The organism is Methanocaldococcus lauensis, assembly GCF_902827225.1.
GTDB lineage: Archaea > AGJL01 > Methanococci > Methanococcales > Methanocaldococcaceae > Methanocaldococcus > Methanocaldococcus lauensis.
On record NZ_LR792632.1, the window covers coordinates 136,538 to 152,906 of the forward strand.

15 protein-coding genes are annotated in these 16,369 nt (G+C 27.8%); 6 read left to right on the top strand and 9 right to left on the bottom strand.

Annotated elements, in window-relative coordinates; all coding sequences use genetic code 11:
• The first annotated feature begins 8 nt into the window (after positions 1-8).
• Together dacZ and KMP69_RS00795 are read left to right on the top strand one after the other, a co-directional pair.
• Complete coding sequence (gene dacZ, locus KMP69_RS00785; protein ID WP_214400086.1) at positions 9-932, top strand: diadenylate cyclase; 924 nt, start codon at positions 9-11, stop codon at positions 930-932.
• A 381-nt stretch (positions 933-1,313) separates the two neighbouring features.
• Positions 1,314-1,979, top strand: a complete 666-nt coding sequence (locus KMP69_RS00795) for a CRISPR-associated endonuclease Cas6 (protein WP_214400706.1) — start codon at positions 1,314-1,316, stop codon at positions 1,977-1,979.
• A gap of 399 nt (positions 1,980-2,378) precedes the next feature.
• On the opposite strand, the gene KMP69_RS00800 is transcribed toward KMP69_RS00795, so the two are convergent.
• Positions 2,379-2,876 (bottom strand): hypothetical protein, encoded by a 498-nt coding sequence (locus KMP69_RS00800; protein WP_214400087.1) that lies wholly within the window; start codon positions 2,874-2,876, stop codon positions 2,379-2,381.
• Positions 2,869-3,255, bottom strand: coding sequence for a hypothetical protein (locus KMP69_RS00805; protein ID WP_214400088.1), 387 nt, complete (start codon positions 3,253-3,255; stop codon positions 2,869-2,871). Before KMP69_RS00805 ends, KMP69_RS00800 begins: the two co-directional genes overlap by 8 nt.
• Positions 3,256-4,153: 898 nt before the next feature.
• Between KMP69_RS00805 and KMP69_RS08060 the strand changes: the two genes are divergently transcribed.
• A complete protein-coding gene (locus KMP69_RS08060; RefSeq protein ID WP_250543605.1) occupies positions 4,154-5,548 on the top strand; it encodes a CRISPR-associated endonuclease Cas3'' in 1,395 nt (464 codons plus the stop codon).
• A 5-nt stretch (positions 5,549-5,553) separates the two neighbouring features.
• Complete coding sequence (locus KMP69_RS08065; protein ID WP_250543606.1) at positions 5,554-6,309, top strand: helicase; 756 nt, start codon at positions 5,554-5,556, stop codon at positions 6,307-6,309.
• A 23-nt stretch (positions 6,310-6,332) separates the two neighbouring features.
• Here the strand turns inward: KMP69_RS08065 and KMP69_RS00815 are convergent, their stop codons facing one another.
• From KMP69_RS00815 to KMP69_RS00840, 6 genes are all read right to left on the bottom strand, one after another.
• Positions 6,333-7,655 (bottom strand): B12-binding domain-containing radical SAM protein, encoded by a 1,323-nt coding sequence (locus KMP69_RS00815; protein WP_214400089.1) that lies wholly within the window; start codon positions 7,653-7,655, stop codon positions 6,333-6,335.
• 25 nt (positions 7,656-7,680) lie between these two features.
• Positions 7,681-8,406: a uroporphyrinogen-III C-methyltransferase gene (gene cobA / locus KMP69_RS00820; RefSeq protein ID WP_214400090.1), complete on the bottom strand. Its 726-nt coding sequence runs from the start codon at positions 8,404-8,406 to the stop codon at positions 7,681-7,683.
• Positions 8,403-8,789: a ribonuclease P protein component 4 gene (locus KMP69_RS00825; RefSeq protein ID WP_214400091.1), complete on the bottom strand. Its 387-nt coding sequence runs from the start codon at positions 8,787-8,789 to the stop codon at positions 8,403-8,405. The genes cobA and KMP69_RS00825 overlap by 4 nt, the downstream gene beginning before the upstream one ends.
• A gap of 9 nt (positions 8,790-8,798) precedes the next feature.
• Positions 8,799-9,923, bottom strand: a complete 1,125-nt coding sequence (locus KMP69_RS00830; protein WP_214400092.1) for an ATP-binding protein — start codon at positions 9,921-9,923, stop codon at positions 8,799-8,801.
• A 210-nt stretch (positions 9,924-10,133) separates the two neighbouring features.
• Positions 10,134-12,251 (bottom strand): ATP-binding protein, encoded by a 2,118-nt coding sequence (locus KMP69_RS00835; RefSeq protein ID WP_214400093.1) that lies wholly within the window; start codon positions 12,249-12,251, stop codon positions 10,134-10,136.
• Positions 12,252-12,400: 149 nt separating this feature from the next.
• Entirely contained in the window at positions 12,401-13,030 is a 630-nt protein-coding gene (locus tag KMP69_RS00840; protein WP_250543607.1) for a DUF4013 domain-containing protein, read from the bottom strand.
• 177 nt (positions 13,031-13,207) lie between these two features.
• Between KMP69_RS00840 and fsa the strand changes: the two genes are divergently transcribed.
• Both fsa and KMP69_RS00850 read left to right on the top strand, forming a co-directional pair.
• Positions 13,208-13,864: a fructose-6-phosphate aldolase gene (gene fsa / locus KMP69_RS00845; RefSeq protein WP_214400094.1), complete on the top strand. Its 657-nt coding sequence runs from the start codon at positions 13,208-13,210 to the stop codon at positions 13,862-13,864.
• A gap of 101 nt (positions 13,865-13,965) precedes the next feature.
• Complete coding sequence (locus KMP69_RS00850) at positions 13,966-15,120, top strand: pyridoxal-phosphate-dependent aminotransferase family protein (protein WP_214400095.1); 1,155 nt, start codon at positions 13,966-13,968, stop codon at positions 15,118-15,120.
• 106 nt (positions 15,121-15,226) lie between these two features.
• On the opposite strand, the gene hisC is transcribed toward KMP69_RS00850, so the two are convergent.
• Positions 15,227-16,339 (bottom strand): histidinol-phosphate transaminase, encoded by a 1,113-nt coding sequence (gene hisC / locus KMP69_RS00855; RefSeq protein ID WP_214400708.1) that lies wholly within the window; start codon positions 16,337-16,339, stop codon positions 15,227-15,229.
• Positions 16,340-16,369 lie beyond the last annotated feature (30 nt).

Below are 16,369 nucleotides of genomic sequence, written 5' to 3' on the forward strand. Positions count from 1 at the left end.
GTGGAGTTATGATTGCTAAGTATATAATAAAGCATGGATTAGAGTTAGCACATGACATTAAAGCAGATGCATTTATGATATTTACAGAAACTGGGAACTCTTATGAAATACTAAAAAAACTACTAAAAAAAAGCAATAACACAAAAATATTTGATATTTTGAATATACACAAAAAATTAAAAATAATTGTAGCTACTCCAAATAAAGCAACTTACAAAAAAATTACCAAAGAAAATATTGACAGTGTTTATCCTTTATATATTAAGCATAGAGAAGACAACAGATGCATGATAATAAGTAGCGGGATAGTTCATGCCCTTCAATTAAATATTTTAAAAGATAATTATAGAATTGTAGCTGTAGTTGGAGAGCCAAAAGTTCCTGGTAAGTTAGATACTATAATGGTTGTTAATGTGAAAGATCACGTAAAAGAGTTAGAATTATATAAACTCTTTGAAGAGTTAGATGAAAAACAGAAAAAAACATTAAAAGAAATTTTAAAATTAGCTATGGAGATTGGGAGAGAGGGAAGAGAAGGAAAATATGTAGGAACAATATTTGTTATTGGAGATACTTTAAATGTTATGAGTATGTCAAAACCTTTAATATTAAATCCATTTGCAGGACACGATGCAAGTATCTTTGATGAAAATGTAAAAGGGACTATAAAAGAACTCTCATCAATAGATGGAGCATTTATAATTACTGACGAAGGAAAAGTAGTTTCTGCTGGAAGACTTATAGAATGTAAAGGAGATATTAACATTAAAAAAGGATTAGGAGCGAGACACGTAGCTGCAGCAAGTATAACAAAAAATACAAATGCCATTGCCGTTACAGTATCTCAAAGTGGTGGAATAGTTAGAATATTTAAAGATGGCAAAATTGTTTTTGAAGCAGACCCAAGGGAGAATATTTTATTACTTGAATGATTATGGTTTATTAAAATAAGGATGGAAACCTGTATAAAAATAAAAATAATTAAAAAAAGCAAGCTTAATATGGGAGGTATACCAATAGGAGGGTGGAACCCTCCTATGGGTTTATTAAAATAAGGATGAAAACAGTGTAATAAGATAGAAAAATGAGGAAGTATTCTCAATCGAAGGATTATTGAAGAAGTAGATTGGATGAAACCAATATGTCCAAGACTTTTATGTTTTGCAGATAATGTAAATTTAGCTAAAGCAATAAAATACGCTTCTGAAAAAGTAAATGGAAGTGGGGGAAGGCATAAATTTGCTTGTGGAGCATATATACCAAATAATAAAAGGGAGTTTATAAAATATCTTAAATTATTTTATGGTGATATTGTGCAAATTCCACTTTTAATAGTTCGTTTAAAAACAGATAAACCACTTAAAAAATCACAAACACCATTTTTGAGAGGTTATATTTTAAATATATTTGGTAAAGAAAATTATGTGGAGTTGCATAATCATAGCGGGAATGGTTTTGTCTATACCTATCCAAAAATACAGTATAAAATCATTAGTGGAGATGCTGTTTTAATTGGTATAAAAGAAGGAATAAACATTTTGGGAGAGATTATTTTAGACATTAGAGAGTTGAATTTGAAAGGGGAAGTTTATAAGGTTGTAAATGGTTATGCAAAGGTTAAATTTGAAGAATTTGGAGTTGCTGATGAGATGATAAAATATAAGTTTATCTCTCCATGGATTGCTTTGAATGAGAAAAATTATTTAAAATATAAAGAGTTGGATGATGAAGGAAAAAAAGAACTGTTAGAAAGGATTTTAGTTGGAAATGTTTTGTCAATGAGTAAGTATTTAAATTACACTGTTGAAGAAAAACTAAAAGCAGAGTTTTTAAAATTTAATGATTTAGTTGTTAAATACAAAGGCAATAAGTTTATTGGCTTTTTTGGAGAATTTTTAATTAACTTTAATATTCCAAATTATTTAGGAATTGGTAGAAAAGTTTCTAAGGGCTTTGGAAGTGTTGTTAGAATACCATAGATAGGACTTTGCTTCCTTTATTGGCATATATTTCTATTTTTTTAATTTGTATCCTTGTTTTAATGGACTACCTATTCAAACCCTTACAACTATTGCTTATTTTATACTCAAACTCCTATATATAATTTTCTTTTTTTAGGTGAATTTTCTGACTGCCTATTTATCAAACCATTTATAATCTTAAAATTCCTTACGGAATTTTAAAACTTATTCGCTACGCTCATAAGAAGTAAGAAAGATTATGCAATAATTTTATAAATAAAATGCACAAATTGTAAAGAAAAAAATTTCAATAAAATGAAAATATTGTTTTTATATAATTTAGTAGAGAATCTGTTTTATTCCTTATTTTATGGAGTGAATCTTTGGACTAAGGATTCAAACTTAAAAACCTCTTTTCTAAATCTTTGGGAAATACTTATATTTATCCCCCTCTCGTTCCCCAATCTTTTTTAAATGCCTTAAAATATTTTCAAAGCCTTTAACATTTTGAAATTCAACAATATTTAATAAATATTGAATTTTATTAGCGTATTCTTTAGCATCATTTACTTCTTTTATTGTTATTTTATGAATAATGTTATAATCTGAAAGTTTTCTTAAATTGTGGAGATTGTATAACATATTGGATATTTCCATTAATTCTTGACTTTTTATTATCTTTGAGAGCTTGTATAAGTAAATTCTAATTATTTTATGAACTAATCCAGATGTGTAATATTTTTCAAGTTCTTCTCTTTTATCTATATCCCATATAATCTCTCTAAGAGTTAAAAAGATTGAATAATAGTATCTTCCAATTGCAGTTCTATATTTTCCTTCTTTTGGAAGTGTTTCAAAGTTAGGAAGTTTTTCAGCAATTTCTTTAAATTCATCTACATTAAATTTTTTATTCATTGTATTCCCTCATAATAATTACTGCATTATAAAGAGGGGCATCCTCAAATTTAGAATCTATGAGAGAATACAACTTATTTTCAATTATAATTTTTTCATTTGAATCAATATCTTTAACCAAAACACAAATTATGTTCATTTCATCATCTAAATCGTAATCTAATAATATACTAAAATTTAAATTTTTATGATATTTCTTTAAATACTTTTCAACATACTCAGCAATTTCAAAGGCAATATTTTTATTTTTTGAATATTTTTCAAATAATTTGGTTTTTTTAAATTTCTTTTTTAATGCTTCTTTTTTTAAAATCTCTATTGCCTCTTTTTTTGATATTAAAGCAGGAAGTTCTAAAGTTACCTTAACTTTAGATTTCACAGTATCACCAAAATTATAATATAGGTTTTAAAAATATTTAAAAATATTGGTAGAGTGTTTTTAAAAACAAAAAAAGTTTTTTATTAATCCATAGAAAGGCAAAACCTCCTCTATTGGAAATTCCCCCTTTTTAGAAAAACTATTTTTTATCCTTGTTTTAATAAACCCATAGGAGGGTTTCACCCTCCTATTGGTATACCTCCCATATTAAGCTTGCTTTTTTTAATTTAGGGTATAGGGCGGAGCCCCCTATTGGTATACCCCCAGAGTATTCTATTTTTTATTTGTTATTCCTTGTTTTAATAAACCCATAGGGGCTTCGCCCCTATTGGTATACCCCATTTAATTTTAGTTATTATCCTTATTTTAATAGACTATCGATTCAAACATCCAATGAGAGCAGTACAAATGCATCCTGATCCCAACAAGTTTCCATCCTTGTTTTAATGGACTACCGATTTAAACACTACCAACTATTGCTTATTCTATATTCAAACTCCTATATAAATCTTTCTTTTAACACTCGATTTTTCTGACTGCCTGATTATCAAAGTATTTATAAGAGTAAGAAAGTTTGTGCTAACTATTTATAAATAAAATGCACAACCACGAACAAAAATCTCAATAATTAAAAGTTATTTTATATCTTTATATCTTTAAAAATAAAATCAAACTTAAAACACATAAAATAAAAACAAATAACTAAAATCTATAAAAAATCTAAATTTTAATAGGAAAAAATTAGTATTACTTTTTACCATTTTTCTAGTACCAAATCCAAACAACCCCTTTATAAAAGCAAGAAAGTAAAATTAAAAAATCTAATATATATATTAAAAAATCCAATAACAAAAACTAAATACAATAATACATAAAAACTTATGCTAAAGGTGATATTATGCTACTATCTCATCCAAATTATCCTTTAAAAAGTCATCTGATTAATACAAAAAATAGAGCATTGGAAAAATACAAACCTCCAAAATTAAAATATTTTGAAGGAGAAATAATAAGAGAAATTTTAAAAATCATAACATTATCACACGATTTTGGAAAAGCAACAATTTACTTTCAAAAATACATTAGAGGAGAAAAAGTCAAAAATTCTTTAAAAAAATATTCTACAATTTCATTTTTATTAACAAACTATGTAATTGAAGAGTTTCTAAAGAATTACAACATAAAAAATAACTATTATCAACTATTTTCTTTGTGTGTTAAAAATCACCACTCCTTTATAAGCAATCCAATACACGACTTAGGTAGTGTAGAGGAAAATAAAGACTTACTAAAAGAGCAGTTTAACTCATTGGACATTGATTTTATAAACAATATTTTGAAAGAAAATAATTTACCAGTAATTGAAGATGACTTTTCTAATATCTTAGAAAAATTTTATAATTTAGAGGATATTTATGAAGATTTGTATGATGAAAATAATGAGCTAAAATATGAGTTCTATTTACTCTACCTATATTTATTTTCGTTGTTAATATGTTCTGACAAAGAAGATGCAATATTTAAAGGTAGAATTGTAAAAAGCTATCCAACACTACCATATAGCATTGAAAATTATATCAAAAATCTCCCAAAGAAAAATGACATTGACTATCTAAGAACAAAAATGTTTTTTGAAATAGATAAAAAGGTTGATGAAATTGATTTGAATCATAGAATTTACTCTTTGAATGCTCCAACTGGAATGGGAAAAACTTTAACTATCTTCAATTTTGCATTAAAATTGGCTAATAGAATCAAAAGAGAAAAAGGCATTAACATGAGAATAATTTATTGCCTACCATTTTTAAGTATCATAGACCAAAATTATGCTGTTTTAGAAAAAGTATTAGAAAAAACTTTAAAAAATCAAATAACATCTGATATTCTTTTAAAACATCACCACTTATCAGATATTTCTTATAAAATAGAGGAGGAAGAAGTAGATGTTGATGAATCTCTCCATTTAATAGAAACATGGAACTCAAAAATAATAACTACAACTTTTATGCAACTTTTTTATAGTATATTTTCTAACAAAAACAAAAATTTAAAAAAATTTTATGCATTAAGTAATTCAATAATTATCTTAGATGAGATACAGGCAATTCCTTATAAATATTGGCATGCGATAAATAAAATCTTCAAATTTTTGGCAGAGGAATATAATATTTACTTTATATTATGCACAGCAACACTTCCAATGATTTTTGAAGATAATATAGAGCTCTTAGATAATAAAGAAGAATACTTCAACAAAATGAATAGAACAAAAAAGAGATTTATAATGCATTAAAAGAAATGGATTTAGAGGGAGATTTTTACTATTTATCAACAAACATCTATCCAAAAGAGAGATTAAATAGGATTAAAGAAATAAACAGAAATAAGAATAGGAAGATTATTGTTTCAACTCAATTAATTGAGGCTGGAGTTGATATAAGCGTTGATGTGATTTATAGAGATATTGCTCCTTTTGATGCTATAAATCAAACTGCTGGAAGGAGACATAATGAAGGTAGAAGGGGAATAGTAAATATTGTTAAGTTAGTGGATGATAAAGGAAGGAAATATGCCTCTTACATTTATGAAAAGCATCTTATAACTAAGACAGAGGAATTGTTAAATAAGTATGATGTTATTGATGAAAGAGAATTTTTAAAATTAAACATCAAATATTTCCAAAAATTGAGGAATTATAAGGACAAATCAAAAGAAATCTTAAAAATAATTGAGAACTTTAAATATGATGAAATTAATAATAAATTTAAGCTAATTGAAAATCCTCCATCTATTGACTTGTTTGTTTGTGTTGAAGATGAAGCAGAAAAGGTTTGGGGGGAATATAAGACAATAATGGAAATAAAAAATATTTATGAAAGAAGAAAAAAATTTTTAGAAATAAAAAAGAAGTTTTATGAGTATGTTATAAGTGTTCCAGAGTATAGTATAAAAGGAAAGAATATTTTATTTAACCATTTGGATAAAATTGATGAAAAATATTATGATAGAGAAACGGGGTTTAAGATTGTTGAAGATAATACACTAATACTATAATACAATAAATATAACAAAAAACTTTAGATAACTATATTTTTCCAAGGCATTTTATCTATCTTCCCTAAGTATTTATCCAATAACTTATCTTTTTTTAATGCACTAATTAAGTTTGTTGGATTTTTTGAAACATCCAAATAATTACTAAGATTTTCATCTCCTCTGGCTAAAACACACTGACAAATCATAGAATTAAAGTTCTCATACTCCACTTTAACTCCTTCTTTTCTTAGATTTTTTTCAATATACTTAATTTTTTTCTTTGATGTTAAATCAAACTCCTCTATCTCAAAATCTGTATGTGGCTTTGGAATCATTGGATTAATTGATACTTCAACTTTTTTAATCTCTTTTTTTATCTTCTTTGTTAAATTTATAAGCTTTTCAATATCTTCCTCTGTTTCTGTTGGAATACCAACCATAAAATAGAGTTTTATCTTATTAACTTCAAATTTCTTAGCTAAATCAACCGCGTTAAATATATCTCCCTCTTTAATATCTTTTTTTATAAATTCTCTCAGTCTCTCACTTCCAGCTTCTGGAGCTATAGTTAAAGTTTTTTGCCTTAAAATTTTCATTAGTTCTTCATTTAAAGTATCTGCCCTTAAAGAAGATGGAGATATTTGAACTCCTAAATCGTCCAAAAAGTTACAGAGTTCAACTATATACTTATAATCTCCAACTGATGGAGCTATTAATGCCACCTTATTAACTTTATTAACTTTAACTCCTTCTTCTGCCAAATACATTAAATCATTAAGTTTTCTAAACCTTGGTGGATAATATATAGCTCTTGCTAAGCAAAATCTACATCTTCTTGGGCAGCCTCTTCCAAGCTCTAACAAAAATGATTTTCCATAAGATCCTTCTTCAGAAGTTGGTTGATATATTGGATAATCATCTATGGTTAATTTTTTTGGATATATCCTCTTAACAACATCTTTATCTATATGTTTTGAATAAACTCCCTCTGTATCAAACTCTCTATTTATCACTTTTAGCATAACATCGCTATCTTCAATCTCTCCAACTATAACAGCATCAAAAAACTCAGCTATAGGATAAAAGTTTTCCATTATACAAGGCCCTCCAGCAACAAAAACTGCATTAGAATTAGTTTTTCTTAAATCTTTAACTATTTTTATTGCATTAAAGTAATCATTTTCATACTGCAAAGTTATAAAAATTGCATCAAAATTTTTTATTTTGTGATAGTTTTCTAAGAAATACACACTTACATTTATATCTTTAAATTTAGATAAGTGCTTGGCTAAAATATGAACAGCTAAGCAAGAAATTCCAGCTTTAAATTTGTTTGGATAGATTATAGCAACATTCTTTATCATTTATATCACAAAAATTGAATATTTTTTATTTATCTAAGACATTAACAACCTCACCAACAACTATAACTCCTGGAGGTCTTGCATTTTCTTTTTTTGCTTTTTCAACAATATCTCCCAAAGTCCCTTTAATAACTTTTTGATTTTTAGTAGTTCCTTCCATTATAATTGCTACAGGAGTATCTTTGCTTCTTTTAGGATTTTGCAACAACTCTTTAACTAAATTTTCTAAATTAGTTATACCCATTAAAATAACTATAGTATCTGCATTCAACTTGCTTAAATCAACCTGTTTCTCTTTTTTATCCTCTGCCTCATGCCCAGTAACCACTGTAAATGAAGTAGCGACCTTTCTATGAGTAACTGGAATTTCAGCAACTTCTGGAACTGCTATAGCTGATGTAATTCCTGGGATGATATCATAAGGTATATTGTGCTTCTTTAATTCCAAAATCTCTTCTCCTCCTCTACCAAAAACAAATGGGTCTCCTCCTTTTAATCTAACAACCAATTTCCCTTCTTTAGCTTTTTCAACTAATATTTTATTAATTTCCTCCTGCTTAAATGAATGTTTCCCCTTCCTTTTACCAACATAAATCAATTCAGCATCTTTTTTAGCATAATTTAATAAATCTTTTGATATTAAATCATCATAAACAATAACATCCGCCTCTTTTATTGCTTTTAAACCTTTTATTGTTATCAGCTCTGGGTCTCCTGGTCCAGCTCCTACTAAGATAACTTTGCCTGTCATTCTTCCACCATACTATTTTTTTCCTTCAATTTTTCTTCCAATTTCTTTCTTCTTCTCTCTTTCTTTTCTCTAATCATTGGAATTCTATATATTGCCCCACAATCTAAGCATGTTATAACAACATGAGGATACCTTTTACTTTTAACTCTAACTCTTGCATTTTTTCCATACAATAAAAAAGTTCCACATTTTTTACATATCCTTCTTTTCCATTTTTTAGGAAATCTTATTCTCATCTTCATAGCTATTCTTCTTGCTAAATAAACATATCTCTTAACCCTATCCCAATTTCCTTTTTTTGCCTCTTCTTCAGCTAAACTCATTAATATGTCAATTCTTTCATAAGCAATCTTCTTTAGTTTTTTTTCTAAGAATTTTTTCATGATTTCACATTAAAATAATCTCTTTATAGCATTCCAAACTAAAAAGGATTGAGGTTTTAAAATTCCTCTCTGTGGATTTAAAAATAAGATATTCTTCTTAACTAAATAAACATAAACTGGTGTAGCAATCTCTTTTTTAGGAATTACATACTTATCTTTAAACAATTTTAAAGCATTTATTATTTCTTCTTTTTTAATTTCTATAGTTTCATCTCCAATCTCTACCTTTGGCTTAGAATAATCTAAAACCTCTAAAAACATATCCAATTTTGCTATTTCATCATTTAGCATTGACTCTAAGATATCCTCTAAATTTTCATATCTTAGGCTGTTAATAACTGTTTTTATTAGTATTGGTTTTCCTCCAACATGGCTATATATTAACTCTTTTTCATCATTAGATAGTTTTTTATTTAAAATCTCCTGAGCTAAAAAGTCCATAAACTTTAAAGCTTTATCTTTCTCAAAATCATCTACTAAAATATAATTAGCTCTATTATTAAGCATTGCTTCATTATAAATCTTCTCAATAAATAAACTATCTGAACTTAAACAAAAAACATGACATAAGTGTAATTCTTTAGTTAAATCGACAAAATAATTAAACAACTCATAAATTAAGAAGCCGTTAATTTTCATATCTCCAATTTTTTGAAGTTCATCAATAATTAAAATAGGTTGCTTTCCTTCTTTTTTAATCTTTATTAAAATATTGGTTATATATCTAAAGACATTTTTAGCATTTTTATTTTTTAAAAATTCATTTAAAGTATTTTTTGGGATTGGAATGCTATCTACAACGCCAGTAATGTTTAACAATGCATAACTTTTGATGACATCTGGGGAATCTCTAATTAAAGATAAAAATAACCTCTTTATCTTATCAATAAATGGCTCTTCATACTCTTCAAACAACACTTCAATGAAATCCTCATATTTGGAGATAAAAATTCCTCTAAGATTTATATAAAAAACTAAATACTTATTTTTATCCAACCTATTGTTAATTATTTCATTAATTAAGGCAGTTTTTCCAGAATTTATTGGTCCAAAAATAAAGTATATTAAATTTGGCTCTCCTTCTATAATTGACAAAATCTTATAGATTTCTTTCTCTCTATTAAAAAATTTCATTATTTTCACCTTGAAACTTTTAGAACCATAGGGCTTCGCCCTATTGGTATACCCAAGATGCATTGCCGAGCGTTAGCGAGGCAATGCCTCATAATGGACATTAATTGCCCCTTTTAGGGGCAACTTAATGGACGAGGAGTATAGCAATAGAGGATATCCCTCTATGCTTAGGTAAAGGTTCATAGTAATAAAGCGTTAGCTTTATGCTCATTATAACAACCCCCATAATCCAATTCTTGGGTTGTATATATCCCCTGCTTTTTTTAGATATTCTAAAGCACTTTCGACATCTTTTTCAGATAAACCAATACTTTCAGCTTTCTCATAAATATCTTCCTCAGGGGCTAAGCCATCATCCCTTAAGCTAACAATCTCTCTAATAATATTTAGGACAGCATCCATCTTATCTCTTCTTGATTTTGGAGTTCCTGCTATTTTATCTAAATCTAAAGTTCCTGTTTCTGGGTCATAGGCTACTTGCTTTAAGCAATCATCAATAATATTTATAGCAACTTCAGCATCAACATCTTCAACTTTATCTGATAATCTTGCCTTTGCGTGCATCTCAGCAATTCTTATAATAGCTTCTAACTGTCTTGCAGTTATTGGTATTGGGTTATCTCCCTCTCCCAACTTTCTCATCTCTAAGTAATACTTTTTAATCATTTTCTTTGCCTTTTCAGTTAAATATGGCATAATTAATTTAGTTTCGTCAAACTCTCCCAAGTATAAATCTTGATTCTCTTCTATGTATGCGCAACTTCTTGCATATATAATATAATATTTTAGTAGTTTCTCATCTACAACAATTCCATCAATGTCAATTGATCCCAAGATTTTGTAATCTTTTGTTGCAGTCTCTATATGAGTGTTTAATATATGCTCTGCTATCTCCTCATCTTCTTTCCTGTTAGGAATATCCATCAGTGGAAATATTAAGTCGAATCTACTTAATAATGGAGCGGGAATATCGATCTGCTCTATTACAGTTAAATTTCTATCAAATCTTCCCCTCTTTGGATTGCACGCAGCTAAAACTGCACACCTTGCAGGAAGTTTAACATTAATTCCTCCCTTATTTACGTGTATTGTTTGGCTTTCCATAGCCTCTAAGATGTATTTCATTACATTCTTATCTACTGTTAATTCATCTATACAAGCAGTTCCTTCATTAGCCCTAACAAACACTCCTGGTTTAACAACCCAACCATCTCCAATTTCTGTAGCCTCCCTAATAACGTTAGCAGTTAAACCTCCACCAGTGGCTGTTGTTACAGAGGCATAAGCATTTTGAGGAAACAGCCTTGCAATTCTTCTAAGCATAGTAGTTTTTCCAATACCTGGATCAGTTATTAATAAAATATGACTATCTCTTCTTAAAGGAGATCCGTCAGGCAAAAATTTAAATGCTCCCTTTATCTGTTGTAAAAATATTGCTTTTTTAACCAAGTCATAACCTTTTATCTGTGAAATCATAAAGTTTGATAAAATGTCTATAATATTTTTCTTTTTTCCTAATTCATTTAAAGTTTCTATCAATTCCTCATTTCCTAAAATATCTCTAACTTCAATTTTTTGATAGCTCTCTGCAATTTTAACATAGTTACTTTTAACGAAAATTTCAAATACTGGTATTTTTGGCTTTGTTTTCTTCTTTAAAACTGTTCCTACAACATCCACTCTTCCAGAATAGATTCCTGAGCTGTTTTCTAAGAATACTTTTATACTTCTTGGAGGGTCGTCAGGGTTTTTCATTAAGTCAATTGGTTGCTGAATCTCTAACTCCTGTATATTTATATATGTAGATTCTTCGTAATCAATAACCATTTCTTCTTTGCAATCTCCATTGTTACAAATAACCTTAGGAAGTTCAAAGTAGTTATGTATTGTCTTATATTTTATATTTCCACATCTTGGACAGACATAACAGGCTCTTTTTAATAAAGCACAAACTTTTCCTGCCTTAACTATTACACCCTCAAATTTGACTAACTTATTTATATCAGATGATGATATATCTTCAATTAATTTTTCACAACCTTTTGGGTTTTTGAATGCAATCTGTATTTTTTCCAATTCTTTATCTTCTCCAAATAACTCAACATAAGCTTCTTTAAATATATCCAAAATTATTTCTTCAATCTCCTTAGGTCTTTCTATAATTAAATCATTAACTTCACAGGCATCAGGAAAGTGCATTAAAAACTTTTCTATGTCAAATTCAAAAATATTATTTTTAATTAAATTATTTGCTAACTCTTCCTTAATAAAACTCTTTATTTTGTATTCATAATATGATCTAAAAACTTCTTCATCAAAAGTTGTCATAGTATCACGTAAATTATTTTTTCTTTAAATCGTTATTTAAATATTTAAACATAGCATTCTTTAAATTTTAGTGGTGTTTGGATATATGTTAGTATTGGATATTGTATTATTTAAAATTAAAATAAAATCTTTGAATATTTAAATATATATTATCCATTAGAACTTTCTCTATACAAAACCCCAAAGTAATATGCAGATACCAAAGATAAATAAAAAGTCCCAAAAATTACTCCAAATATATATAAAATATATCCAATTATAGGAATCATTGATATTATTGCCAATATTATACCAAATATAACACCAACAAGAATTAGTATAATATATGCTAATACATATCTTCCAAACACTGACTTTATTCTCATTAGTATTTCCTTAAATTTAAATAATGCAGAAAATCTTTTCTTTATAGCATAATTGGCAATAGCCATTGGATAGATAAACAAAAGCACAAGATATATACAAATCCATAATAATAAAAGAGTGTCTATAAGATTTTTACTAAAATTGAAATAGCGGGATAATAAAGCAATTACAAAAAGGACAATTAGTAATATAATCCAATAAAATGAATAGGCAAAGCCTTTAATAAATTTATCTTTTAGATTATCCCACTCAGGGAGTTTTTCCTCTCCATTTATAACATTTTCAAAAGTTTCTACAATATAACCAAGTACTATAAAATCAACAATTGGAATATATATTAAAACACTTCCAATTATAATTTTTATTACCCATTTTTCATCCTTCATAGGAAACTTTAAACCTTCAACAAACATAATTTCTCCTCAATAAAATTTTAATTTTTTAAAGATTTTCTAATTTCCATATATAAATTTTAATTTATGTAAATATAAATATTTAAATTTGTCTAATAGATAACTTTTTAATAACTAACACTATTATATGATTTGAGTAAAATTTTAGGATTAATTACAAAAGTAAGAGGGATAAAAATGAAATTCTTCTTAGACACTGCAAATGTTGATGAAATTAAAAAGTATGCTGAGCTTGGCTTAGTTGATGGAGTTACAACAAACCCAACGTTAGTAGCTAAGGAGAGAAGAGATTTTTACGAAGTTGTTAAAGAAATCTGTGAAATTGTTGATGGCCCTGTAAGTGCTGAGGTTATCTCAACAGATGCTGAGGGAATGGTTAAAGAAGCAAGAGAATTAGCAAAAATATCTGATAATATAGTTATAAAAATCCCAATGACAAAAGATGGAATGAAAGCAGTAAAAATATTATCAGCTGAAGGAATAAAAACAAATGTAACCTTAGTTTTCTCACCATTGCAAGCTTTATTAGCTGCTAAGGCAGGAGCTACTTATGTTTCCCCATTTGTTGGAAGATTAGATGATATAGGACATGTAGGGATGAAATTAGTTGAAGATGTTGTAAAGATATACAAAAACTATGATATTAAAACAGAAGTTATAGTAGCATCAGTTAGACATCCATGGCATGTATTAGAGGCGGCAAAAATAGGGGCTGATATAGCAACAATTCCTCCATCAGTTATGGATAAACTATTTAACCACCCATTAACTGATATAGGATTAGAAAGATTCTTAAAAGACTGGGATAATTATTTAAAAACTAGAAAAGAATAAAAAATTAAATAATCACAAAAAATAACAACATATCTTATTTAATTTTCCTTTATTTATTGATTGTATATTGTATTAAAATAATAAATTATAGGTGGGAAATTATGAAATTGGAAGCAACTAAAAGATTGTTAATGATTCCTGGACCTACAATGGTACCTCCAGAGGTTTTAAATGCAATGGCAATGCCCGTAATTGGACATAGAACAAAAGATTATGGTATGTTATTAGAAGACACTATAGAAAAATTAAAAAAAGTGTTTATTACTGAAAATGACACATTTTTAATAACAGGTTCAGGAACTGCGGCAATGGATATGGCTATATCAAATATAATTAAAAAAGGAGATAAAATTCTAAATATTGTTACTGGAAACTTTGGAGAGAGATTTGCAAATATAGTTAAAGCATACAAAGGAGAGGCAATTAGGTTAGATGTAGAATGGGGAGATATGGCTGAGCCAGAAGCAGTTAAAGAGATTTTAGATAAATACGATGATATTAAAGCAGTTACAGTTGTGCATAATGAAACATCTACTGGAGCGAAAAACCCAATAAAAGAGATTGGAGATGTTGTTAAGGACCATGATGCTTTATACATCGTTGATACTGTCTCATCATTAGGAGGAGATTATGTAAATGTTGATAAATTCCACATAGATATTTGTGTCACTGGCTCACAAAAATGTTTAGCAGCTCCTCCTGGATTGGCGGCTATAACAGTCAGCGAAAAAGCATGGGAAGTTATCAAAAAGAATGAGGATAAAGTTGGCTTTTACTTAGATTTATTGGCTTATAAAAAATACTATGAAGAAAAAAAACAAACTCCATATACACCATCAGTTAATTTAACCTATGCAATGAATGTTGCCTTAGATTTAGTTTTAGAGGAAGGGATTGAGAATAGAGTTAAAAGGCATGAAAGATTGGCTAAGGCAACAAGAGCTGGTTTAGAGGCTATGGGAATAGAATTGTTTGCTAAAGAAAGAGCAAGGTCAGTAACAGTTACAGCGGCAAAATATCCAGAAGGTATTGATGATAAGAAATTTAGAGAAATATTAAGCAATAAGTACAATATAGTTGTTGCAGGAGGACAGAAACACTTGGCTGGAAAGATATTTAGAATAGGACACATGGGAATCTGTGGTGAGAAAGAAATTTTAGGAACTTTAGCATGTGTTGAATTGGCTTTAAAAGAGTTAGGATATGAGATTAAAGATAGTGGTGTAGAAGTAGCAAAAGATATATTATTAGAATAAACTACAATCTATAACAATTAAAAAAACAATGAATTATAACAAAAAATTATAATTTAATTTAATAAAAGAAAACTAAAAAATTTATTTTTTATCTTTTAATTTTTATTTATTCAATAATTTCCTCTAAAATTTTTAAAAATTTTTCAATTTCTTCAAATGTTCCTATTGATACTCTAACATAATTATCTCCCAATCCATCAAATGAGGAACAATCTCTAACAATAACTCCTCTTTTTAATAGCTCTTCACAAAACTCCTTAGCTTTCATTGTTTTTAATTCAACTAATACATAATTAGCTTCTGAAGGATAAACTTTAATGTCTTTAAATTTCTTTAAACCATTGTATAACATTTCCCTACTTTTAATTCCATCTTTTACACATCTTTCAAAGAATTCTCTATCTCTTAAGGCGGTTATAGCACAAACTTGGCTTAATCTTGTTAAGCTGAATATTGGCTTAACTCTCATCATGTAATCAATAATTTTTTTATTTGCTACACCATAACCAATTCTCATCCCGGCTAAACCAAAAACCTTTGAAAATGTTCTTAAAACAATAACATTATCATATTCAGGGGCTTTTTGAGTCCAGTCATATTCTTTTTTGGCATACTCAATATATGCGTGGTCTATAACAACTAAAGAATCAGTTTCATTAATAATCTTCTCTATATCTTTGTTGTCTATTATATTTCCTGTTGGATTGTTTGGAGTGCATAAAAAAATAACTTTTGTTTTATCTGTTATATTATTGAGAACGCTATCTACATCCAATTTAAAGTCCTTCTCTTTATCATACTTTGCATATTTTATTTTAGCGTTGTGAATTGTTGCTGAAACTCTATATTGGGTAAATGTTGGAATTGGAATTATTACTTCATCTCCATCATCAACAAAAGTTCTAAATATTGTGTCAATAATCTCATCAGCTCCATCACCACCAACAATAATATTATCTTTACCAACATTCAAAAATTTGCTTAACTCTTCCATTAAAATAGGATTAACTGGCTCTGGATATTGATGAATCTTAGGAATCTCTTTTAATATTTCTTCTTTTATTTTTGGTGATGCTCCCCAAGGATTTTCATTAGAGCCAAGTTTTATAATATCTTCTGGTTTTATTCCATAATCTCTTGCTATTTCCTCCTTAGATTTCCCAGGAACATAGGGTTTTAAGTTTTTAACAACCTCTCTTACTTTGTTTTCTATCATAATATATCACCTAAAATTTATAACCAAAAATAT